This is a genomic window from Phyllobacterium sp. 0TCS1.6A (assembly GCF_026420825.1).
Classification (GTDB): Bacteria; Pseudomonadota; Alphaproteobacteria; order Rhizobiales; family Rhizobiaceae; genus Phyllobacterium.
In genome coordinates this window covers 534,260-553,582 of the sequence record NZ_JAPMAB010000003.1, presented here as the reverse complement: position 1 = coordinate 553,582, position 19,323 = coordinate 534,260, and the positions used below count along the sequence as shown (strand labels likewise).

The 19,323-nt window shown below is 62.0% G+C and carries 18 protein-coding genes; 3 read left to right on the top strand and 15 right to left on the bottom strand.

Translation table 11 applies throughout. From position 1 onward, the window contains the following. Positions 1 to 164: 164 nt before the first annotated feature. From OSJ75_RS10890 to OSJ75_RS10840, 11 genes are all read right to left on the bottom strand, one after another. Positions 165 to 1,157, bottom strand: coding sequence for an Ldh family oxidoreductase (locus OSJ75_RS10890; RefSeq protein WP_267228019.1), 993 nt, complete (start codon positions 1,155 to 1,157; stop codon positions 165 to 167). Positions 1,158 to 1,170: 13 nt separating this feature from the next. Next, positions 1,171 to 1,917 (bottom strand): sulfite exporter TauE/SafE family protein, encoded by a 747-nt coding sequence (locus OSJ75_RS10885; protein WP_267228018.1) that lies wholly within the window; start codon positions 1,915 to 1,917, stop codon positions 1,171 to 1,173. A gap of 76 nt (positions 1,918 to 1,993) precedes the next feature. After that, positions 1,994 to 3,145 (bottom strand): M20 family metallopeptidase, encoded by a 1,152-nt coding sequence (locus OSJ75_RS10880; protein ID WP_267228017.1) that lies wholly within the window; start codon positions 3,143 to 3,145, stop codon positions 1,994 to 1,996. Positions 3,146 to 3,152: 7 nt separating this feature from the next. Further along, positions 3,153 to 5,519, bottom strand: a complete 2,367-nt coding sequence (locus OSJ75_RS10875; protein WP_267228016.1) for a penicillin acylase family protein — start codon at positions 5,517 to 5,519, stop codon at positions 3,153 to 3,155. A gap of 10 nt (positions 5,520 to 5,529) precedes the next feature. Then, entirely contained in the window at positions 5,530 to 6,510 is a 981-nt protein-coding gene (locus tag OSJ75_RS10870; protein ID WP_267228015.1) for an ABC transporter ATP-binding protein, read from the bottom strand. After that, positions 6,507 to 7,502: an ABC transporter ATP-binding protein gene (locus tag OSJ75_RS10865; RefSeq protein ID WP_267228013.1), complete on the bottom strand. Its 996-nt coding sequence runs from the start codon at positions 7,500 to 7,502 to the stop codon at positions 6,507 to 6,509. The genes OSJ75_RS10870 and OSJ75_RS10865 overlap by 4 nt, the downstream gene beginning before the upstream one ends. Before the next feature lie 11 nt (positions 7,503 to 7,513). Beyond that, positions 7,514 to 8,281 carry an SDR family NAD(P)-dependent oxidoreductase gene (locus tag OSJ75_RS10860; RefSeq protein ID WP_267228012.1) on the bottom strand — a complete coding sequence of 256 codons (768 nt, stop codon included), beginning with the start codon at positions 8,279 to 8,281 and terminating at the stop codon, positions 7,514 to 7,516. A 30-nt stretch (positions 8,282 to 8,311) separates the two neighbouring features. Then, the gene (locus tag OSJ75_RS10855; protein ID WP_250015483.1) at positions 8,312 to 9,175 is read right to left on the bottom strand and encodes an ABC transporter permease; all 864 of its coding nucleotides are present in this window, start codon (positions 9,173 to 9,175) and stop codon (positions 8,312 to 8,314) included. A 10-nt stretch (positions 9,176 to 9,185) separates the two neighbouring features. Beyond that, a complete protein-coding gene (locus tag OSJ75_RS10850) occupies positions 9,186 to 10,106 on the bottom strand; it encodes an ABC transporter permease (RefSeq protein WP_267228011.1) in 921 nt (306 codons plus the stop codon). Positions 10,107 to 10,122: 16 nt separating this feature from the next. Further along, on the bottom strand, positions 10,123 to 11,613 hold the full coding sequence (locus OSJ75_RS10845; protein WP_267228010.1) for an ABC transporter substrate-binding protein: 1,491 nt from the start codon (positions 11,611 to 11,613) through the stop codon (positions 10,123 to 10,125). Between the two features lie 47 nt (positions 11,614 to 11,660). Then, a complete protein-coding gene (locus OSJ75_RS10840) occupies positions 11,661 to 12,593 on the bottom strand; it encodes a polysaccharide deacetylase family protein (protein ID WP_267228008.1) in 933 nt (310 codons plus the stop codon). Between the two features lie 97 nt (positions 12,594 to 12,690). Here OSJ75_RS10840 and OSJ75_RS10835 point away from each other — a divergent pair, with 97 nt between their 5' ends. Next, entirely contained in the window at positions 12,691 to 13,482 is a 792-nt protein-coding gene (locus OSJ75_RS10835; protein ID WP_267228007.1) for an IclR family transcriptional regulator, read from the top strand. Positions 13,483 to 13,701: 219 nt separating this feature from the next. Here OSJ75_RS10835 and OSJ75_RS10830 read toward each other — a convergent pair whose 3' ends face one another. Together OSJ75_RS10830 and OSJ75_RS10825 are read right to left on the bottom strand one after the other, a co-directional pair. Next, positions 13,702 to 14,799, bottom strand: a complete 1,098-nt coding sequence (locus tag OSJ75_RS10830; protein WP_267228006.1) for an aldo/keto reductase — start codon at positions 14,797 to 14,799, stop codon at positions 13,702 to 13,704. A gap of 50 nt (positions 14,800 to 14,849) precedes the next feature. Next, positions 14,850 to 15,812, bottom strand: a complete 963-nt coding sequence (locus OSJ75_RS10825; RefSeq protein ID WP_267228056.1) for an MBL fold metallo-hydrolase — start codon at positions 15,810 to 15,812, stop codon at positions 14,850 to 14,852. 92 nt (positions 15,813 to 15,904) lie between these two features. Here OSJ75_RS10825 and OSJ75_RS10820 point away from each other — a divergent pair, with 92 nt between their 5' ends. Continuing rightward, on the top strand, positions 15,905 to 16,867 hold the full coding sequence (locus OSJ75_RS10820; RefSeq protein ID WP_416362546.1) for a LysR family transcriptional regulator: 963 nt from the start codon (positions 15,905 to 15,907) through the stop codon (positions 16,865 to 16,867). A 184-nt stretch (positions 16,868 to 17,051) separates the two neighbouring features. On the opposite strand, the gene OSJ75_RS10815 is transcribed toward OSJ75_RS10820, so the two are convergent. Beyond that, positions 17,052 to 17,975 carry a LysR substrate-binding domain-containing protein gene (locus OSJ75_RS10815; RefSeq protein WP_267228002.1) on the bottom strand — a complete coding sequence of 308 codons (924 nt, stop codon included), beginning with the start codon at positions 17,973 to 17,975 and terminating at the stop codon, positions 17,052 to 17,054. Between the two features lie 113 nt (positions 17,976 to 18,088). On the opposite strand from OSJ75_RS10815, the gene OSJ75_RS10810 reads away from it, so the two are divergent. Next, positions 18,089 to 18,979, top strand: a complete 891-nt coding sequence (locus tag OSJ75_RS10810) for a fatty acid desaturase family protein (RefSeq protein WP_267228000.1) — start codon at positions 18,089 to 18,091, stop codon at positions 18,977 to 18,979. A gap of 68 nt (positions 18,980 to 19,047) precedes the next feature. On the opposite strand, the gene OSJ75_RS10805 is transcribed toward OSJ75_RS10810, so the two are convergent. Beyond that, on the bottom strand, positions 19,048 to 19,185 hold the full coding sequence (locus OSJ75_RS10805) for a hypothetical protein (protein WP_250015500.1): 138 nt from the start codon (positions 19,183 to 19,185) through the stop codon (positions 19,048 to 19,050). Between the last annotated feature and the right edge of the window lie 138 nt (positions 19,186 to 19,323).

The following is a 19,323-nucleotide window of genomic DNA, read 5'->3' as shown; positions in this document are numbered from 1 at the left end:
GGCAAAGACGTCGCGGGCGGTCTTCGGACCTCGACCCTGATACCTACTGACGCGCTGAAGACCGCCCGTCTCCCCCCCATTTCAATGACCAGACGCGTTTTCGCGGGCGTGGTGAGGATTTTGCTTATTCAAGCAACTGGGGCTGAATCACGCAAACATCAAAGTTAAGGTAAGGCGTGAAGAAGCTGCATAATGTCCGCGTCGAGCTCCAGCCCCTCTGCCAAAGCCTGGCGCCTCCGGGCGGCGCCACGCCTCCCTGGAAGGCGCGCACCCGGGTCATCGCCGATCATCTCGGCCAGCATGGAGAGACGCGGCAGCATGTCCCCACCGCCGGACGCTTGCGGATCGATAACGATTATCGTCTGGCCGAGCGCGGGCGGGGGCCCTTTGTCGTCGAGCAGGGATGAGGCTTCATAGGCGAACTGCGCGCCTGTTATGCCGGCCGCAAGGATCTCGACCATCAGCGCCAGAGCTGCGCCCTTCGCCTCTCCGAGCGGCAGCATCGTCCCCTCCAGCGCCATTGCCGCATCCGTCGTCGGATGACCATCCTTGTCGAGGGCCCAATCCGGGGGGATGCCGACGCCCTTCTGCTTGGCTGCAACGATCTTGCCGCGGGCGGCCTTCGAGAGGGCGAGATCGATGACGACGGGGTCAGCGCCGGCCAAAGGGGCGGCAAAGGCAATGGGATTGGTGCCAAACATCGCAGTCCTGCCACCCCAGGGGGCCATGGCCGCGGGCGCATTGGCGACCATCAGCGCCACAAGTCCTTGTTCGGCGAAGCGTTCGACGGTGAGCGCCATGACGCCGGCGTGATGCGAGCGGTGAATGGCTGCAAGAGCGATGCCGTTCCGGCCGGCCAAAGGCGCCAGCTCTGCTACGGCCATATCCAGCGCTGGATAGGCGAAGCCGAAACCGGCATCGATGCGCAGCACGGCCTCGGCCGTCTTCGTGGCGACGGGAATGGCGAAGCCATCCACCTTCCCGGCCAGCGCTTGCGCGGCATAGGCTGGAACGCGACGCAAGCCGTGACCGCTCTGGCCGGCCGCCTCAGCGGCGACAAGAGCCCTGGCGGTGGAACGGGCATTCCCGGCCGCCACCTTGTTTCGGGTGAGGATGGCAACGACCATATCCTCCGCTTCAGAAATGCTCAGACGCATGGGGCACCTATTTTCAGGATCCTAACAGTTGCAGCGCGGCGGCAAGCCCCGGTATGGCCAGTGAGGCTCCCGACGCGCAGAGGAGAACGAAGATGATGAGCTTCAGATGTTTTCCCGAAATCGGCAGCGGCAGGCGGCGGGCAAGCTGCGTGCCGGCCATGACCGGGACGATGGCAAAAAAGGCAGGCCAATAATGACGGTCCGGGAATGTGCCGTCGGCGATCACGACGCCAAGCCGGAGCAGTGCGTTCACGCCAAAGATGGTCACCAGCGTTTCCCGGATTGCCACAAGCGGCAGCGGTTGCCGATAAAGGTGGTAGACAAGCGGCGGACCACTGGTGGAGAACATTCCGCTCATCAGGCCGGAAAAAATGCCGAAGGTGACGAAAGAGCGATCGCTGGCGGGCTGCTTCTCGCGCTTCGGCGGCAAGACGAGTTGTAGCGACGAGACGATGATGATCGCGCCGAGGAGGATTCGCATGAGGACGACGCCGTTCTCGGCAAGGTGCTCGATCAGCAGATAGCCGATCACCAGCGACGGCAGGCTGCTCAGAAGGACGAGCACGAGCGTTTTCTTCAGCACTTCGTTCCAACCCTTGCTCAGCATCATGGAGGCATTGACCAGGGTGAGCACGCTGGTCACCACGGCCGCGTCCTGAAGCGGCATCATCGCGCCCAGTGCAACGGCACCCATCAGAATAAGGCCGAAGGCGAAGCCGGTTAACGCCTGCACGTAGGCGGCAAGGCCCGCCGTCACCATGAAGGCCAGAGCCTGATTGATGGTCAACCTGCTTGCCTCCGCCCGGCGGCCGATGCGCCGGTTCCTGCCTGTGTGCTCATACCTTGCTGTCCAGCGACGCGATCAGGTTGGCGAGCAGAGCCGTTCGCGGTGCCAGGCTGCCGATCAGGATATGTTCCTCGAATGTATGCGCTCCGCCTCCGTCGGCACCCAGTCCGTCAAGGGTCGGAACGCCAAGGGCCGCCGTGAAGTTTCCGTCCGATCCGCCGCCGGTTGTCATGCCTTCCAGTGCAATGCCGAGTTCGCTCGCGATCCTGGCCGCGTGATCGAAGAGGCGGCGTCCCTCTCCGCTCTGGGCGAAGGGTGGTCGATTGATGGCGCCCGAGATGTCGAAGGTGATGTCGGGATCGACCGGCGTCATGTTCCTGATCTTGCCGATGACTTCGGCTGCCGTTGCTGCGTCCGGCAGGCGCAGGTCGAGTTGCAGGCGGCATTCCGCCGGCACGGTATTGCGCCCGGTGCCGCCCTCGATCGTGCCGGTGGTTACCGTGATGCCGCGATCGGGATCATTCAGCGCTTCGAGCTCCAGAACCAGCCGGGCTGCGGCACGAATTGCCGAGCGCCCGTCAAGCGGGTGGACGCCGGCATGCGAGGCGCGGCCGCGCACGACGACGTCGAACATTCCGACGCCTTTGCGCGCAGTGACGATCTTGCCGCCGTCCCGCGCCGGCTCGACGACGAGCGCGTAGGCGGCATTCGTTGCGAAATCCTCGATCACCGGCCGCGAGCTTTTCGAACCCACCTCCTCGTCCGGAACCACGAGCAGCTCGATCGGGAGGTTATGCCCCGCTTTCATCACGAGCGTCATGGCCTCGATCGCCATCAGCACGCCTGCCTTCATGTCATAGATGCCGGGGCCGTAGAGCCGGTCCCCCTCCTGTCGAAGCGGCAACTTTTCGCCGATCGTGCCGATTGCGTGTACCGTATCGATATGCGCGAGAATCAGGACGCTCTTGGCGTTGTAGCCCTCAAGGCGTGGCGTGCGGAGCGCGACGATGTCGCCGAAGCCGAGCGTGCCCGGCCTACGTTCGACGGCGAGGCCTGCTTTGCGGCCCACCTCTTCCAGGCGGTCCGCCAAACGATTGACCGCTGCTGCATCGCTGCTCGGCGTCTCCGCCCTGACCCAGAACCGGAGTTCCTCGAGCAACCGCTCGACATCGACATCGCTGACCGTGATTGGCAGGTTCATTTGCGGGTCACTCCATCATTTCGGCGGGCACGAGCCGGATCAGGTGCGTCGTCGCGGCGTCGACTTTCTCCCGGCTATAGAGCAGCGGCACGTACTCGCCACGCGACCAGCATTCGGAAAGATCGGCATAATGCGACGACCGCGGATCGCCCGACTGGCCGGGTGTATTGACGCAGACGCTGTTGTCCCATTGGCCGACATCCATCACCAGCCGCACGGAGGCGCCGGCATTGACGCCGAAATCGCTGATCCGATACGCCGCATGCATCGGCGTGGAGCGGCTGCCACCGAGCGGCAACGGACCCACGTTCCATTCCGTATCGGTTTCCGGCTTCACACGGCTCGCCGCATGCTCGAAAAGCGCCTGGTGGAGGTTTCCCCACCGCCATGCCGCCGGATCCGGCCCAAGCCGGGCAGCGCAATCTTGCCAGCCCTTCGTCAAGGTCGAAAGGACCAGCGCCTCCCGCTCTTCGACGCTCCAGAACCGTTCGGGCATCTGGAGCAGGGAGAGAAGCCGGTCAAAATCGCCAGGCAGCAGGAGCTGGCGGACGGTCTCGTTCGGCGCGAAGCGCGCCAGCAGGCCGGGCCGCAGGTGCTTCATCCACCAAACTTCAAACAATGCGGCCGGTGCGCTCCCTGCCTCGAGGCGGTAATCCCAGCCCTCGAACAGTTCAAGCCGACTGGCCTGCGCCCCATCCATCTGCACGCGCAATGCAATTTCCCGGAGCACGCCGATGATCAGCTTGGCGGGCCGCGAAAATACATCTGTCTGCAGGGCCATCGATGCGGACAGCGTATGGCTGTGATCACCGCCGAGCACGGCCTTGATGCGCTTTGCCCGGCTGCCTTCCGCCCATTCATGGCCAATGGACGGTGCGCCAGGATCGCGATCCGCGGGCAGGTTCATCTCGTTGGCTGAGGCCACGAAGCCAGCGGCTGGATTGAAGCTGCGCGGAAGCTCCGTCGCCGGCAGGAAGCCCTCCCATTCGTGGCTGCCGTCACCCGGCACCGGCAGGAGACCCTGCCAATTGCGGCGCATCGGCGAGAAGCCAGCGGTGAACCAGCCGATGTTGCCGTCAACATCGGCGCTGACATGATTGACCGAGGGCGTGCCCCAATGGTCAAGGGCATCCGCGAACCTCTGTGTCGAGCGGCTTCGCATGTAGGACAGACTGCCGAGATAGGCGGCCGAGCCAGGAGAATGCCAGACGGTGCGCATGGCGACCGCCCGGCGGCGCGCCCTGTCCTCGTGCAATACCGGTCCATGGCGGGTAAAGCACAGCGTCAGCACCTGCTCTGCACAACCGCGGACGGCGAAAGCTTGCTGGATCCGCTCGATCTGTTCCCAGCCGGTGCCATAGCGGTATAGATCCGGCTCACCCTCCTTCGTCTCGTAGACGTAGATGTCCTCCTGGTCCGCGCCGAAGATGGTGAGGCCGAAGGCGGTGCGCTCGTTATGGCCAATCGAGACGCCCGGTGCGGTTGGCTCGCCCGTGCCGATAATATTGATGCCCGGGGCCTCCAGGTGCACCAGGTAGCGGAGCGAAGGGACAGCATGGGCCCGGTGCGGGTCGCTCGCCAGGATTGGTCGGCCGCTCTGCGTGCGCGAGCCGTGGACCGCCCAGTTGTTGGAGCCTTCCTCGGCACTGCGCTGAACAACCTCGCCGAGATCCGTCACCTCAGACCAACTCCAGGCATCGGCAAGGCTTGCCGACAACCGCTCCTTTTCGAACGTGACCGGCGCCGTCGCAAGCTTGAACAGCCGCACGGCCTCCAGAGGAATATCCGCGTAGGCCAGTCCTTCCGCCAGTTTCGGTTCCACCGGCGGATCGAGCTCGAAGCGCAGCAGGTCGGTTGTCGCATCGGTCATCGCCATGACATTGGCGCGCAGAATCTCGGAGACGCCGTTGCGGGTCAACGCATGGGAGCGTATCCGCACCACGTCCTCCGGCTGCCAGCGAGCAGGGTGCGTGCCAAAGACCGCGAACTCGGGCGGCAGGCGCTCCGCCTCCCGCTCGCACAGGGCGATGTAGGCATTCACGCCGGCGGCAAAGGCAGTACAGATCACCTGCGTGTCATCGGCATAGGCAAGCCACTCGGCTGCCATGTCGCCGCGGTAGAGGAAGTGCCGCGCGGCATGATCCTGGGCGAGATAACCCGGACCGAAATCGGCGGCCAGCAGACCCAGGCCGCGCTTGCGCCACAGGTCGAGCTGCCAGAGCCTGTCGCGTGCGGCATTGAATCCCTGCAGGAGAAAGAGGTCGGCCTCGCTCGCCGCCCGGATGTGGGGGATCCCCCAGCGGTCGATCCGGATTTCCGCCTCGGCCTCCAGCCCGGAAAGTCCAATGGTTTCTTCAGTTGCACGGTCGGTCATGGCGGCATTTTCAAACATGATGGCAGGCGACGCTTGCGCCGTCAGGACGCGGCGTCAGCTCGGGGCGGACTTTCGAACAGATTTCGGTCGCCAGCGGGCAACGCGTATGAAAGGCGCAGCCGGAGGGGATGTTTGCCGGGCTCGGCAGCTCTCCCTGCAGGATGAAGCGCTGCTTGCTCCGCTGAGCTATCGGATCTGCCTCAGGTACAGCCGACATCAGCGCCCGGGTGTATGGATGCTTGGGATTTGCGAAGAAGGTGTCCCGATCTGCCATCTCCACGAAGCGACCGAGATACATCACCACCACCCGGTCGCAGATGTGGCGCACGACACTCAGGTCGTGCGAGACGAAGAGGTAGGCGACGCCCATGCGCTGTTGCAGCGCGACGAGCAGGTTGAGGATCTGCGCCCGCACCGAGACGTCGAGCGCCGAGACCGGCTCGTCGCAGATCAGGAGATCCGGCTCCAGGGCAAGGGCGCGGGCGATCACGACCCGCTGGCGCTGACCGCCGGAGAACTGGTGGGGATAGCGGTCGGCATGTTCTGGTCTCAGGCCAACCTGCGTCAGCAACTCCGCCACGCGGTCTTTCAGCGCCTTGCCCTTGGCTATGCCGCGCACGATGAGCGGTTCGGCGATGGTCGCCCCGATGGTCGAGCGCGGATTCAACGAAAGAGCAGGGTCCTGGAAGATCATCTGCACCTTTCGGCGAATGTCGTTGAGCTTGCGGCGATCAGCCCCGACCACTTCGTCTCCGCCAATCTTCACGCTGCCGGAAACCGGGGCCTGGAGTCCGACGATCGTGTTGGAGAGCGTTGACTTGCCACAGCCCGATTCGCCGACAAGGGCTACAGTTTCCGCCTTTCTGATCTCCAGATCAACGCCGTTGACGGCCTTGACCACCGCCCCCGAGGAACCGAGGAGCCCGGCGCGGCCACCGAAATGCACGGCCACATCTTTCAACTCGAGGACAATCTGCAGGTCATCGATCATGCAGCCACCTCACGGATTTCGGCCATGCGGTCGATGTGCCAGCAGGCGGAGCGGTGCCCGCCGCCGCGATCGAACAATGGCGGCTGTTCGGCACGACATTTTTCGGTCGCCAGCGGACAACGGTCAGCGAAGCGGCAGCCGGCCCCGAACTCGTTCGGCGTGGGCACCCTCCCCTCGATCGTCGCGAGGTCCGCCTTCGGCGCGTCGCTGAGCTTGGGGATGCTGGCGAGCAGGAGCGCCGTGTATGGGTGCTGGGGCTTCTCGAAGAGTATCTGGACGGGAGCAATCTCGGCGATGCGGCCGGCATACATGACCGCCACATCGTCGGCGATATCGGCGACAACGCCCATGTCGTGGGTGATGATGACGATCGAGGTGCCGCGTTCGGCGACGAGCTTCTTCATCAGGTCGAGGATCTGTGCCTGGATAGTCACATCAAGCGCCGTGGTCGGCTCGTCGGCCACCAGTACGCGCGGACTGCAGATCAGCGCGATCGAGATCATTATGCGCTGGCACATGCCCCCCGACAGTTCGAATGGATACTGGTGGAACCGCCGGTCGGGATCGGGAATGCCGACATCGGCAAGCATCCGGCGCGCCCGAGCATGGGCCTCGGCGCGGGGCACGTTGTGATGCGTCCGATAGGCGGCGGCGATCTGGGCACCCACCGTCGTCAGCGGATCGAGCGATGCGCTCGGCTCCTGGAAGATGATCGAGATGTCTTTGCCCCGTGTCTTGCGCATGTCACGCTGCGACAATGCCGTAAGGTCACGATCGTCGAGACGGATGTGACCGCCGGAACGCCGCGCTGCGGGCGGCAACAAGCCGAGCATGGCATAGCACGTCAACGATTTGCCGCAGCCGGATTCCCCGACCAGGGCCATCACCTTTCCCGGTGCGACGGAGAACGATATTCCGTCGACAACATTGGCTCCGGCGATCTCGACCGTCAAACCCTCCACGGAAAGCAATGGGCGCGGGTGTATCTCCATCCGGCGCTCCTCTAGCCTGCGCGTGCCGGTGGGACCGGTTCGGGGCGCTTGTAGTTCCCAATCGAATTGCCGCCGTCGACGCTGAGCACGGCACCGGTAATGAACGCCGCCTGCTCGGAACAGAGATAGGCAATCGCACTTGGCGCATCGTCCGGACCGCTGGAGCGTCCCAGTGGAATGTTCTTCAGCATGTTCTCGACATAGGCCTCGTCGAGGGCCGAAACCTCGCTGCCCGGCGCAAAGCCCGGCTCCACGACATTGACGCGGATTCCATGATGGGCAAGTTCCATCGCAAACCCCTTGGACAGACGCTCGATGGCGGTCTTGGAGGTGCAGTAGGGCACCGAGTTCTGGTTCATCTTGCGGGCAGCGCCGGAAGAGATGTTGACCACCGATCCCTGCTTGCCCTCGGCGATCATCAGCTTTGCCATCTCGCGCGTGAGTACGAAGGGCGCCCGCAGGTTTACGCCGAAGACGCGATCCCAGTCGGAAAATTCCATATCGAGCAGGCTGAACCGGGTGTAGATGCCGGCATTGTTGACGAGGATGTCCGGCGCCTTCCATTCGCGCCGCACCAGTTCGACAAGGTCGAGCATTGATACATCGCTCGTCAGTTCCGTGGCATGCAGCAGGGTGGTGGCGGGATTGAGATTGAGATCCGCCGCCACCTTCTCGAGCGCGTCCATGCGGATGTCGCTGAGGCAGAGCCGGGCGCCGCGCTTGGCGAAATAGGCCGAGGTCCAGCTGCCAAAGATGCCGGCGGCACCCGTGATGACCATTGTTTTATCTTGGAATTCCATGGGATAACCTCAGCGGGAACGGGAGCGCGGGTCGAGCTGGTCGCGCAGCCAGTCACCGAGCACATTTACGGAAAAGACGAGAAGGAAGAGGCAGACGCCCGGGACGGCAACGATCCACCACGCGCGTTCGAGATACTGGCGGCCGACGCTCATGATCGAGCCCCAGCTGGCCGACGGCGGCTGGATGCCGAGCCCGAGGAAGGAGAGACCTGATTCCATCAGGATCATCAGGCCGAACTCCGCGGTTGCCACGATCAGGATCGGGCCGGCGATGTTGGGCAGGACATGATGGAACAGGATGCGGACGGCCCCCGCCCCGGCCAGTTCCGACGCCTTGATGAAGGGGAGGTTCGACACCTGCAGCGTCTGGGCATAGGCGACGCGGGTATAGCGTGGCCAGCGGGTCAGTCCGAGGACGAGGACGAGCTTCAGGAACCCTGGGCCAAGCACGGCAACCGTCAGGACGGCCAGCAGGATGGCCGGGATTGACATCATGATGTCAACGAGACGCATGATGATCGTTTCGGTCCAGCCGCGGAACCAGCCGGCGAGCATGCCGAGCGAGACGCCAACCATGGTCGATACGATGACCGAGAGGGCTGCTACTCCCAGAGAAACCCTGGCGCCGTAGACAGTCCGAGAAAGAAGGTCGCGGCCAAGGTCATCCGTTCCCACCCAATAGGTGACGCCCCGATAGGTGAATCCCGGCGCCTTCAGGCGGGCCAGCAGTGTCTGGTTGTTGGGGTCGGCAGGGGCCACGAGCGGCGCAAAAACCGCCAGGAGGACGATTGCCGCCAGCAAGACGGAAACGACGATCACCGAGGGTGGGACACGGCGAAGGCGCTGGCGGATGGCATGGGCGCTTGCGGTCACGATGATATCCTTACCTTACCAGGCGGATGCGCGGATCAACCACCACGTAGACGAGGTCGGCCAGTACGCTGGTCAGCACATAGACGAATGAAATCAGCAGCACGATTACCTGGACCACCAGGAAGTCGCGCGACTGGATCGATTGAATGGCGAGTTGCCCGATCCCAGGCCAGGCAAAGACGGTCTCTATGATCACGGCGCCGGCAAGCAGATTGCCGATCTCCAGCGCGGCGATGGTGATGACCGGGATTGAAGCGTTGCGCAGGACGTGGCGGAAGACCGTCTGGCCAAGCGACAGCCCCCGGGCAAGCCCCGCCCGGACGTAGTCCTTACCCAGTTCGTCGATGATGGCAATCCGTGTCATCCGGGCAAAGGTGGACATCGAGAGCGCCCCCAGTGCGATCGACGGCATGATCATCGCACGAAGCTCGCTCGCTCCGGAGGTCGGCAACCAGCGCAGGGTGACGCCGAAAATGAAGATCAGCAGGATGGCCGAGAGGAATGTCGGCACGCTCTGTCCCGTCACGACGATGGCGGCAAGAATGCGCTCGATGGCGCTGCCGCGCATGGTGGCCATGATGATGCCGGAAGGAATGCCGATGCCGATCGCCACCATCAGCGCCCCGGCCGCCAGCTGAATCGTATAGGGTAAGCGCGAGGCAACGATGTCGAGGGCGGGCACGCGCTGGACGACGGACATGCCGAAGTCCAGCTGCGTCAGTCCATGGAGATAGTCGATATATTGAACCCAGATCGGCCGATCGAACCCGAGCTGATGCCGCAGTTCGGCGATCATTTCGGCCGAAGCGTCCTGGGGGACCAGGAGAAGCGTCGGATCCCCGGAAAGATGCATGATGACGAAGACGATCGTGAGCACGCCGAAGATTGCAACGAGTGCCTGTATCAACCTCTGGACGGTGTAGTTCAACACGATCCCGCCCTCGCCCTCAATGCTGCCAACTCATGTCCATGACGAACATGGCTTCATTGGCAGACGGCGTCCATTGCAGGTTCTTGGCTGCGCCATAGAGCGCATAGACCTGATAGAGGCCGAGACCCGGGACGTCCTCGCGCAGAATCTCATAAGCCTGGGTGTATAGCTCCTTGCGCTTTCCCTCGTCGAGGATGGCGCGCGCCTGGTCCACCAGCGCGTCGTACTTCTCGTTCTTGTACTTCGCCCAGATGCTGCCGCTGCGGAAAAGCGGAAAGATGATGCCGTCCGCATCCTGGCAGGCGCATGACCAGGCGCCGAAGGCCATACCGCCGGCATTCTCTGCATCACCCTGGCGACGCTTCAGGAAGGTGGCCTGGTCGCTTGAGGAGATCGTAACGTTCAGGCCGACTTCGTTTACCATCTGCTGGATGGCTTCCACGAGCGCGCGCGGATAGGACGGTGAGGTCAAGAACTCGACAGTCGCCCCTTCCGCACCGGCTGCCTTGACGAGTTCGGCTGCCTTCTGCGGATCATAAGGATAGCCTTCGACAGCCTCCGTGTAACCAAAGATGGGTTCGGCGCCGACGATGTTGATAGGCTTGCCGTAGCCCTCCAGCAAGGCATCCACGAGGCCCTGCTTGTCGATCGCATAGGCAATTGCCTGGCGCACGCGCACGTCCTTGGTCGGGCCCGCCTCGGCATTCAGGTAAAGATAGCCGACGCGTTCGGTCTCACCCGTCAGAAGCTTGGTGCTGTCGCTCTCGATGGTGGATGCCTGGTCCGGTGGCACGTCGCGGATGAGATCCGCCTTGCCGGTTTTCAGATCGGCGATGCGCGTCGAAACGTCCGGAACGGCACGGAATACGACCTTCTCGAAGGGCGGCTCGCCGCGCCAGTAATTGTCATAGGCCTCGAGCTCCGTCTGGATGCCCTTCTTCCAATCGGCCATCTTGTAGGGCCCGCTTCCGACCGGATGGAGGTTGAAGTCCTGGTCGCCGACCTTCTCGACATAGGCCTTGGGCACGATCGACAGCTTCACGAGCTGGGCCAGCAGCGCAGGATATGGCGACTTCGTCGTCACTTTCACCGTCGTCGGATCGACAACCTCCGCCGTCGCGATCTGGTCGAACTGGGACAATTGCGGGCTCTTGAGTGCCGGGTCGATAATGCGATTGATCGAAAAGGCGACATCTTCCGCCGTCAACTTCGAGCCGTCCTGGAAGGTCACGTCAGCGCGGATCTTGAAGGTGATGGTTGTATCGTTTTCATAGGTCCATTCGGTGGCGATCTGGGGGACGATCTTGCCCCCGCTGTCGCGGGTCAGGAGATTGTCGAAAATGTTGCGATACACCGTGTAGCTGTCGGTATTCCATTGCAGATGCGGATCGAGCGTTGCCACATCGTTCGGCAGGTCGATAGTCAGCGTCTCCTTGGTCTGGGCAATGGCCGTCGAGGCCATCAGGGCCAAAGCGAGGGACGCGATGAATGCTAGTCCTGGTTTCATGTCTTCACCCTCTCATTATTCATTATTCCAGCGTCATGGAACGAGCGTCATCTGGCAGGTCCGCCAGCGACAAGGCCGCATTCTTGGGCGCAGTAGCGGGCCAGCTCCGCATGGGTGCAGAACCAGACATCGCTTTTCGACTGCGCGAGCCGTATGATTTCCTCCAGAATGAAAATGCGGGAGCGATGACCCACGTGGTGCGGATGCAGAGTTACCTGGAAGAGACCGCCCTCCTCCCAGGCAACCTCCAGTTCGCGCTGCAGTATGTCAGCGACCATTCCAGGGCCGCCATAGGGGCGCGCACCAGTCATCCTGTCCATCGCCACATAGGGCGCATCGTCGCGGATCCACTCGACAGGGATCTCCACCAGGCCGGTCGGCTCACCATCTTCGAGCAACTCATAGGGCTCGTCGTCGGCCATCAGCGAAGAATCGTAGAGCAGGCCCATCTCTCGGGCGATCGCCAGCGTGTAGGGACTGAAATCCCAGGACGCGGTACGCATGCCAACCGGACGGACGCCCGAGAGCTTCTCCAGCACATCGGCAGCCCTCAGCGCCAGGTCCCGCTCGGTTGCGTGATCGAGCCGCGAGTTGAACTCGTGGATCCAACTGTGCATTCCAAGCTCGTGGCCGCCGGCAATGACGGCCTCGACCTCGCGAGGATTGATCATCGCCGACACTGCCGGCATGAAGAAGGAGGCCGGCACGCCATACTTTGCCAAAAGCGCCAATATGCGCGGCATGCCGCAGCGGGCACCGTATTGCCCCTGGCTCAGCCTGCTGATGGAGATGCCGCCATTCCTCAGCTCGAAGGTCTCGTGATCACTGTCAAATGAGATCGCTACAGCCATGCGGGCACCGTGCTTCCATGACGCCGGCTTCAGAGATCGTCCGGCTCTTGCCTTGAATATCTTCTGGTGCCAGATTTCCTCCGCCCACATCCAGGGCCGGTGCTGATCGTGCTCTTGGGTGGCGCTCATTCGTAACCTTCGTCTTCTGGCGCTCTGCGTATCGCCTCTGCTCCAAAAGTGTTACAAGCTCAAGAATTAGTTAGCAAGCGAGGTATTGTTCACATATATGAACTCCGAAGTGAAGAGTGCCGGCCGTATCCTCGACCTTCTCGACTATCTCTCGCGGCGGCGCGAACCGGTGACGCTGTCGCAGATCATCCGGGACCTGGGCTTTCCGAAATCCAGCGCGCACGGCCTCTTGCAGACGCTCGCCGCGCGGGGCCACCTCACGCAGGACACCCGCGGCCGCTACATCCTGATCGAGACGAGCCATGGCTTTCCCTTCCGGCAGCACGAGGAGCCGCTGGTCGTTACCGCGCGACCGTTCATGGAGCGCCTGCGCGACCGGTCCGGCGAGACCGTCCTGCTTTCCACCATGAACGCTCATTGCGAGGTCCGAAGACTCGCCAAGTGCGTGAGCAACCAGCCGATCCGCTATGATGTGAACATGGACGCGGCAATCGCACCCTACTGCACGGCCACCGGTCGCCTGCTGCTTGCCCACGCACACCCGGACGTGCGCGACGATTACCTCTCACGTGTGCAACTGCTAACCTACACCCGCCACACCGTCACGGACCCTCAGCAGTTGCGCAGGCTGTTGAAGAGTATCTGCAATGACGGATATGCGGTGAACGATCAGGAATTCGTCACTGGATCCACTGGCATCGCTGCGCCGGTGCGAGATCGCGATGGAAATGTTGTCGCCGCCCTCAACCTTGGCACCTTGACATCCCGGTTTGTTGAACGCCGCGAACTGCTGATCCTGATGGTGCGCAGTTTCGCCCACGATATCAGCCGCGCCCTGGGCTATCAGGCACCAAGACCAGGGCGGACCTTTGACGAGGGCAGACCTTAGCGAGGATAAAGAGCAGCAGGCCGCAGGGCAGGATCACGCACCCGCGACTTCGCCCGTACCGCTGAACACGCACCCGGCGTTATGCTGTTTTTCAAGAACAGTATAACCGCCGTGAGGATAAACTCGCAGGACGGCTGGGGTGCTGTAACGTTATTGGTGGATTGCCATGAGATCCTGCCTCGATCCAATTGATCTCTGGTCGAGGTAGCCCCTCGACATTCACTGGCCGAGTCGGGCGCGAGCACTTGCCTGTGCCGACCGGATCAGGCCCTGGTACTGGGCGTCCTTGCCCGGATACCAGGGCATACGCCCTATATCGGCGAAGCCCGGGATCGTCTCCATATGCTGCACCATGCGCCGGCGCATCGGCTCATCCGGCAGCGCGCCATACATGGCCTGCACATTGTCCTCCGCATGATCCGGGTTCGAGGTGCCGCACAGCACTGTCGTGACTGCCGGATGCGCCATCACCCATTTGAGGAAGAACTGCGCCCAGGTCACCGCTTCGAACTCCCGGGCAAAATCCGGCAACGGGCGGCCTTCGACCACCTTCATCAGCCGCGCCTTCTCCAGCGGCAGATTGATGAGAACGCCGACACCGCGGTCCGCCGCCGCCGGCAGCAGGCGCTGCTCGGCGCCGCGGTTGAAGATGGAATAGTTCGTCTGGATGAAATCGACGCCGTCGCGCTCGACGATTTCGGCAAGCTGGTCCTGCGCGCCGGTTTCATGATGGGTGACGCCGACATGGCGAATGCGGCCTTCCTTCTTCCAGGCCTGCATCAGCGGGATCACGACCGCCGCGTTGACGATGCTGTGGCACTGCATGAGGTCGATCGAATCGCGCCAGATACGCAGCCTCGACTGTTCGAAGCTCGCAAGCGCATGGCTCTCGTCACCGAGATATTCGCCGGTCGACCAGATCTTGTTGGCGACGAAGATGTCGGCTGCCTCCGGTGCTCCTGCCAGGAACGCGCCGACCGAGACCTCTGCCGATCCGTAGAGGGGCGTTGTATCGACGACCCGGCCGCCGCCGGCGACGTAGCGCCGGAAGACCTCGCCGAGATGGCCACGGTCGTCACCCGGGCGGGCGTCGAAGGTCAGGAAGGTGCCAAGGCCGAGCGTGGTAAGCTTCTGTTCCGTTCGCGGTATGGTCCGTGTCCGTGCCGTTGCCGTAGCCGCCGCAACGGACGCGCCTGGCTCGCCCTGGGCTTGCGCCGCAGTGGAAAGCAGCGGCGTTGCGGCCAGCATGGTGGCGCCGGTCCCCAGAGCGCCGATGAAGCCGCGTCGGCTGACGCCGAAATCCTGTTGTTCGCTCATGTTTCTTCTTTCCTGGGACGGTTGATTTGAATGGCTTGGTGTTTCAGCGGTCAGAACTGCCAGTTGATCGGGACCCAGGCATAGGACGCATCCGTCCTGAGCATTCGGCCGAGGCCGGGGAACGGGTAATGGAAGCCGAGGACGAGAAGCCGGTCCGCCGCCGCCATATCGAAGATGCGGCGGCGGGATGCGAGGGCCGCATCCTTGTCGCGATCCGGCCCCGGCAGCCATGGCCGGTCGATATTGACGATCGGATGGTAGGCGAGGTCAGCGGTCAGCAGCAGCTGGTCGTTGCCGGACTGGACGAGGAAGTTTGCCATCCCGGGCGTATGGCCGAATGCCGGAAGCGTGACGAGGCCGGGAACGATCTCCGCACCGGGTTCATAGAGTTCGATGCCGTTGGTTACCGGTTCGACGCTGCGCTTGATCGCCGCTGCGAAATCGCGGCGGAAATCCTCCGGCACCGGCATATAGGAAAGGTCGGGATCGTTGCGGATGAAGAAGTCCCAATCGGCACGCGGTGCAAACACGATCGCCCGCCGGAATGCCCTGCCGCCATCCGGGGCGCGAAGATTGCCGACATGATCCGGATGCGTGTGCGAAACGACGACGATATCGATGTCGTCAGGCTGCAGGCCAATGGCGGCGAGGTTGGCGAATATGCGGCCACCTTGCGGGCCCATGGTCAGTCCCGCACCGGCTTCGAGCAAAATGCGCCTTCCATTCGTCTCGATGAGAAGCGTATTGAGGTTCAGCGTCAGGCGGTCGGCGGGCAGGAAAGCCTGCCTCAGGACATCCTGCAGTTCCGACTCCGGCGCATCACTGGCATAGACGCGCGGCGGGCCTCCGATCAACCCGTCGCTCAGGACGGTGGCGGAGATATCGCCGATGCGAAAATGATAATGGCCGGCATTTCCACTCTTGATCGGGGGCGAGGCGGTGGGAGCGGCTTGGGCTAGCGCCGCGCCGGTTGGCAGGACCAGCCCTGCCGCGGCCGACGCGGCCGTGAGCATGATCTTCCTGCGGTTCAACGTGATCTCGACCATGTTCCTCATCCCGTCTCGATGCCTCACCGCGGATGATGCGTTGCGCGGCTTCACAAGGGATGACACGGATCGGTCGTACGGATAAGCTAATCAAAATAGATCAGCTTATTAAGCAGGGCTTTGCAATGCGGCCACTACGCCTGGACAGTCTGGAAATATTCGAGGATGTGGTGCGCCGTGGCGGCTTCAGGGCCGCAGCGCTTTCACGGGGCGTATCGTCGTCGGCGGTCAGCCAGTCGATCAGCGTTCTCGAGGAGGCGTTGGGCATCCGCCTGCTGAACCGGACGACGCGCAGCGTCGCGCCCACTGAAGCCGGTGAGCAGTTGCTCGAGCGCCTGCGGCCCGCTCTCCACGATATCCGGACCGCGATCGACGATCTGAACCAGTTGCGCGAGCGCCCATCCGGCACGGTGCGCATCAATGCACCGGGGCCGGCGGCCGACCATATCCTGTGCCCCCTCGCCTTCGCCTTCATGGAAATCTACCCCGACATCAATGTCGAAATCATCAGCGATGCCGCCATCATCGATATTGTCGAACAGGGTTTCGACGCCGGCGTGCGCTTTGGCAACCAGCTTGCACAGGACATGATCGCCATGCCGCTCGGCCCTGCGCTGCGATATGCCATCGTCGCCTCGCCCGATTATCTGCGCGGGCGCGGCCATCCAGAAGTGCCGGGCGATCTCTTGCAGCATGACTGCATCCGTCGCCGTTTCCCCGGCGGGACCATGGCGACGTGGAGATTCGGGCAGAACGGCGAAGAGGTGGAGATCACGCCGAAAGGCCGGCTGACGCTGAGTTCGGCCCATCAGGAATTACAGGCTGCCCGCGCGGGGTCTGGCATTGCCCATCTTTTCGAGGATTATGCCCGCGCCGACGTCGAACAGGGCCGGCTCGTCGAATTGCTCGGCGACTGGAAGCAGGAACTGCCGAGCTGGTATCTCTACTATCCGAGCCGGCGGCACACCAGTGCGGCCATGCGGGTCTTCCTCGACTATGTCCGCCATCATAAATGGCCGTAATCGAGAAGTCATGGCTAGGTGCCCATCAGCATCATTCGATTGGGTAAAGTCAGCGCCGATCGAAGCCCGCAAAAGGCGGGCAATAGTCCTGGAGAATTGGCACCATCCGGTGGCCGGAGGGAAGCCCGTTGCCACGGAAAACCAACGTGACAACGCCAATGTGATGTTTCGCAATTCGTGCCTTTCATTGCAGCACTGGCGATTTTATCGATCTCGTACATTCTTCCAAAAACCATGCCTTGAAGGCCGTCACCACCATCTTCTTGACACTCCGTCGCGGTATGGTCAGGAAATAGGGTTGAGCAAGTTCAAGCGCGTGATTAACGGGTTTGATAAGCGTGCCGGTTTCGACTGGCCTGGCAGCAAACATGCCTTGCGCTAACGCTACGCCCAGTCCGCCCAGGGCTAGATCAAGGGCTGCCCTTGACGAGTTTGTCGTTAGGCCTTTGCGTACATCCCCAGTCGGCACTACCAATGCCGTATCAAACCAACTGCGCCACGACGGAAAACTTGCCGCGGCAGGTCCCCAATCCGTATGGATGAGCGGCACCGTCAACAGGCTCGCAGGCGTGTCCAATGATCCATGCTCGGCCAGGAAACCTGGTGAACAGACGGGATAGACGGAATCTGTCATAATCTCTTCCGAATCGTGGTCCCGATAATGAAAGCGTCCATAGGACAACCGGATATCGATCAGATCACGCTCGAAAGGGACCGGATCCTCCTCACCTTTGAGTGAAATGTCGACCAAACCATGTACCGCAATGAAGTCTGGCAACCGGGTTGAAAGCCAGCCCATTGCGACAGACGGTGGTACCGACACGACCAGCGAGGGTCGTCGTTCACCACCACTCAATTCGCGAGAAACACTCCTTAATTCGTCAAAGGCTATCGCCAGCCGCGGCAGAATTTCCCTGCCCGCTTCCGTGAGTACGGCGCTCCGATTGATCCTGTGAAACAGTTTTCGAGCCACCTGGTCCTCAAGCGCACGAATAAGCTGGCTGATGGCGGCTGGCGAGACCGAAAGCTCCTTCGCGGCCGCTACGAAACTGCCGCAGCGAGCCGCAGCCTCGAAGGCCTCTAAACTACGGAGAGAAAAGGCGCTCATACGAGAGAAATAGATAAGTTCATCTTATCATAATCGCATAAAACGTCGTTTTGGAAAAGGCACCTCGTTGCGTAGGGTCCAATCTCTCGATCTGTTCAACCTGGGAAAGTCCGATGGATCACCGAACCATTATCGCATCATTGACGCCGGAGGAACGCAACCATCTGACCGCCAAGTCAAATATTGCGGGTATTATTCAACTGGCGGGACATTGGGGCGCTATCATTGTCCTCGGCTGGCTAATTGCCGTGCGTGTGCCCTTGTGGCCCTTGCTTGTTCTGCCGCAGGGCATTTTGATCGTGTTCTTGTTCACCCTTCTACACGAATCTGTGCACCGTACGCCTTTCAGGACGCAGTGGCTGAGCGACATTGTCGCGCGGGTGTGCAGCTTCATGATTGTCCTGCCGGCGGACTGGTTCCGCTACTTTCATTTTGCTCATCACCGCTTTACTCAGGATCCGGACAATGATCCAGAACTAGCGGAACCAAAGCCTGAAACCGTGCGGGAATATCTCGTCCACATAAGCGGGATTCAGGTTTGGTACAGCCAGTTGAAGACGCTCGGAGTAAATGCCATGGGATATGGCAGCGAACCATTCGTACCGGCAAAGGGGCGCAACAAGGTCCGCCGCGAGGCACAGATGATGATCCTCGGCTACGCCGTTGTGACTGGAACGTCCATATATCTGCAGACGGCTGCCCTCATCTATGTCTGGATCATACCCGCAATATTGGGGCAGCCTTTCCTGCGCCTTTACTTGCTTGCCGAGCATGGTCGTTGCCCCTATGTCGCCAACATGCTGGAGAACAGCAGGACGACAACGACGACATGGCTGGTCCGTAAGCTCGCGTGGAACATGCCATACCATGCCGAGCATCACGCATATCCAGGGGTGCCATTCTATCGGTTGCCGGAATTCCATACACTCATCAAAGGCCACCTTAAGCAAACCGAGGCCGGGTACGTACGGTTCCACACCAAATACCTGACGCGGACACCATAGGAAAGCGCTTGCTGGGGTCTCGAGACCACGGCCGTTCCGGAGCGCCTCATCCGACGGTTTCCGGTCGATCAGGCCACCAGGGAATTCATCGCCAGGCCAAACCCGACGATCAAGGCCAGGAGCAGTACATCGACAAGCAGTTTGCGAACACCGCCGTAAGCTCTGCTTTGCACGCGGCTCACATAATCCTCGCGGTAATTTTCCATGACGTTACCTCTTATTTCTTGGGTCTTTATCGGCACGACGGCTGGGCCTATCGCGCGTTGCCGACCTCGGTTTCGACTTGAGGCAAGCCTACCGCAACCCTGTCCCAGGAATGTCCCCGGGGCGGTTTGAACTGTAAT

Coding starts and splice junctions, on each gene's coding strand:
- OSJ75_RS10890 (WP_267228019.1), bottom strand. CDS start 1,157: ATGCGTCTGAGCATTTCTGAAGCGGAGGATATGGTCGTTGCCATCCTC.
- OSJ75_RS10885 (WP_267228018.1), bottom strand. CDS start 1,917: ATGGTGACGGCGGGCCTTGCCGCCTACGTGCAGGCGTTAACCGGCTTC.
- OSJ75_RS10880 (WP_267228017.1), bottom strand. CDS start 3,145: ATGAACCTGCCAATCACGGTCAGCGATGTCGATGTCGAGCGGTTGCTC.
- OSJ75_RS10875 (WP_267228016.1), bottom strand. CDS start 5,519: ATGACCGACCGTGCAACTGAAGAAACCATTGGACTTTCCGGGCTGGAG.
- OSJ75_RS10870 (WP_267228015.1), bottom strand. CDS start 6,510: ATGATCGATGACCTGCAGATTGTCCTCGAGTTGAAAGATGTGGCCGTG.
- OSJ75_RS10865 (WP_267228013.1), bottom strand. CDS start 7,502: ATGGAGATACACCCGCGCCCATTGCTTTCCGTGGAGGGTTTGACGGTC.
- OSJ75_RS10860 (WP_267228012.1), bottom strand. CDS start 8,281: ATGGTCATCACGGGTGCCGCCGGCATCTTTGGCAGCTGGACCTCGGCC.
- OSJ75_RS10845 (WP_267228010.1), bottom strand. CDS start 11,613: ATGAAACCAGGACTAGCATTCATCGCGTCCCTCGCTTTGGCCCTGATG.
- OSJ75_RS10840 (WP_267228008.1), bottom strand. CDS start 12,593: ATGAGCGCCACCCAAGAGCACGATCAGCACCGGCCCTGGATGTGGGCG.
- OSJ75_RS10835 (WP_267228007.1), top strand. CDS start 12,691: ATGAACTCCGAAGTGAAGAGTGCCGGCCGTATCCTCGACCTTCTCGAC.
- OSJ75_RS10830 (WP_267228006.1), bottom strand. CDS start 14,799: ATGAGCGAACAACAGGATTTCGGCGTCAGCCGACGCGGCTTCATCGGC.
- OSJ75_RS10825 (WP_267228056.1), bottom strand. CDS start 15,812: ATGCTCACGGCCGCGTCGGCCGCGGCAGGGCTGGTCCTGCCAACCGGC.
- OSJ75_RS10820 (WP_416362546.1), top strand. CDS start 15,905: ATGACACGGATCGGTCGTACGGATAAGCTAATCAAAATAGATCAGCTT.
- OSJ75_RS10815 (WP_267228002.1), bottom strand. CDS start 17,975: ATGAGCGCCTTTTCTCTCCGTAGTTTAGAGGCCTTCGAGGCTGCGGCT.
- OSJ75_RS10810 (WP_267228000.1), top strand. CDS start 18,089: ATGGATCACCGAACCATTATCGCATCATTGACGCCGGAGGAACGCAAC.
- OSJ75_RS10805 (WP_250015500.1), bottom strand. CDS start 19,185: ATGGAAAATTACCGCGAGGATTATGTGAGCCGCGTGCAAAGCAGAGCT.